Annotated in this window: 4 protein-coding genes; 2 read left to right on the top strand and 2 right to left on the bottom strand. The window is 37.5% G+C overall.

Annotation, left to right across the window (positions count from 1 at the left end; all coding sequences use genetic code 11):
* Together Q0L68_RS19875 and Q0L68_RS19870 are read right to left on the bottom strand one after the other, a co-directional pair.
* A partial coding sequence (locus tag Q0L68_RS19875) for an SCO family protein (RefSeq protein ID WP_296705982.1) occupies positions 1 to 327 on the bottom strand: 327 nt, incomplete at its 3' end.
* Positions 328 to 411: 84 nt separating this feature from the next.
* Complete coding sequence (locus Q0L68_RS19870; RefSeq protein WP_296705981.1) at positions 412 to 951, bottom strand: CopD family protein; 540 nt, start codon at positions 949 to 951, stop codon at positions 412 to 414.
* Between the two features lie 54 nt (positions 952 to 1,005).
* Here Q0L68_RS19870 and Q0L68_RS19865 point away from each other — a divergent pair, with 54 nt between their 5' ends.
* Positions 1,006 to 1,413, top strand: coding sequence for a hypothetical protein (locus Q0L68_RS19865; protein ID WP_296705980.1), 408 nt, complete (start codon positions 1,006 to 1,008; stop codon positions 1,411 to 1,413).
* Positions 1,410 to 2,136 (top strand): methylmalonyl Co-A mutase-associated GTPase MeaB (gene meaB / locus Q0L68_RS19860; protein ID WP_296705979.1); only part of this gene is annotated, 727 nt, incomplete at its 3' end. The genes Q0L68_RS19865 and meaB, both read left to right, overlap by 4 nt.

The following is a 2,136-nucleotide window of genomic DNA, read 5'->3' as shown; positions in this document are numbered from 1 at the left end:
ATTGTTTCCGTAAGTTTCATAAACCCTAAGCATCTCCTTTTTCATAATTGGGCAAATTGTAGGACAGGAAGTGAAAAAGAAATCTGCTACATACACTTTGCCTGCTACATCAGAATTTGAAATCGTATCGCCGTCCTGATTTACGAAAGCGAAATCTGCGATTTTATGATATACTGTATCTTTCAGTATTTTTCCTTCAATTTCGATTTCATCGACATGAAAATTGCCTAAAATAGGTAAAGGTCCCATTTCTTCTTCTGCTGGTTTGCATTGCCAAAGTAGAATTGTGAAAAGCGTGATGAAGGATATGCTTAATTTAAATTTCATGTGTTTTAAATGGTAATATGGAATCTCGCATTTTTTATCATCTAACCTAAATGAGACGATTGAGTTATGCTCGATTTCATGAAATCAAGAATTCTGGTTTCTGAATTTTTTATAAATTCTAATTGCAATCATTAAGGTAATTGCTAGACCAATCAATCCTAATAATCCCCATACCATACTAAGTGTACTTTTGAGAACAATTAAGAAAACAATAGCGAATAGAAGCAGCGTTGAAGCCTCATTCCATATCCTCAACTGAGTAGAGGTCCATCTAGTTCTTCCAGATTGCAATTCTTTGAATAATTTATGACAACCCAGGTGATATATATACAGAAGTAAAACAAAGCCTAATTTGGCATGCATAAATCCCATTTCTAAGTAACCCATTCGGTAACTTAGTATCCATATTCCAAAAATCAAGGTGATAATTGCAGATGGCCAGGTAATGATGTACCAAAGTCTTGATGCCATTAGATCAAGTTGTGGTTTTAAAATGGCGCGTTCATTATCGGGGCGTTCCATTGCTTCCGTCTGATATATAAATAATCGAACGATATAGAAAAGGCCTGCAAACCAGGTAACTACAAATATGATGTGTAAAGCCTTAATGTACTCGAAACCCATTGTCAGAATTTTCGGCTAAATTAAGGCCTAAACCTTGTAAACCCTCTAAAGTTCTTGAAAAGCTCAAAATTGATTTTCTATTTATTGGCCGGAATGGTCATTTTTCTGATTATTTGGATCGGGAAAGAAAGTTTAACTCAGCCAGGGCTTGATCAGTTTGAAGGAAAGTACGAACTGCTGTCAAGTTTCAGAAACGAAAATAATACAGGTCCTGTGGTTCGGATTATAGCAGTTAAGGCAGTTGATTCGAATAAGGATTGGATGAGGTCTTTCGGAGATTTCCAGCCTCATACCAAATATGGAAGGACATTGGTGTTTTTCTTTTCTGATGAAATTGATCAAAAAATAAGTCTTTCACCAACCGATCCTTATTTTTCGACAGGTTTAAAGCCCTATGTTTTGGCTACTTATGAGAAAGGTCCTATGGGCGATGTTAAATTAGTAGATGGCTACCCAGAATGAAAAAAAGACTTAGCCTTGAGGATTATAGATCTGGAGTTTTAAATGGGAACCGAGTCAGACTCAGCCAAGCTATTACTTTGGTGGAAAGTACGCTGGATCAAGATTTGAAATTAGCCTCAGAGTTAGTTCAGGAAATTTTACCTCACACCGGAAAATCCATAAGAATCGGGATAACTGGTGTTCCAGGAGTTGGGAAAAGTACTTTTATTGAAGCCTTTGGCAGCTTGCTACTTTCAGAAGGCAAGAAACTAGCAGTATTAGCCGTAGACCCAAGTAGTCAGAAAAGTAAGGGAAGTATTTTGGGAGATAAAACAAGAATGGAAAAACTTGCTGCTGATAAAAAGGCTTTTATTCGTCCAAGCCCTGCTGGAACTACACTAGGAGGAGTCGCTGCTAAGACGAGGGAAACAATTTTGCTTTGTGAGGCAGCTGGGTTTGATGTGATTTTAGTGGAAACTGTTGGAGTAGGACAGTCGGAAACTTCTGTTAAAAGCATGGTAGATTTTTTCCTCTTATTGGTATTAGCAGGAGCAGGGGATGAGCTTCAGGGAATTAAGAAAGGAATTATGGAGATGGCGGATGGAATTGTGATCCATAAAGCAGAAGAGGATAATTTTGCAGCAGCAAAAAGAGCAAAAGCAAATTATCAGAATGCTTTGCACCTGTTCCCAAAAACAGAAAGTGGTTGGATTCCTCCAGTTTTAACAGCTTCTTCACTTACAA

Source organism: Algoriphagus sp. (assembly GCF_024642405.1).
Classification (GTDB): domain Bacteria; phylum Bacteroidota; class Bacteroidia; order Cytophagales; family Cyclobacteriaceae; genus Algoriphagus.
This window is presented reverse-complemented; position numbering and strand designations above follow the sequence as displayed.

Coding starts and splice junctions, on each gene's coding strand:
- Q0L68_RS19870 (WP_296705981.1), bottom strand. CDS start 951: ATGGGTTTCGAGTACATTAAGGCTTTACACATCATATTTGTAGTTACC.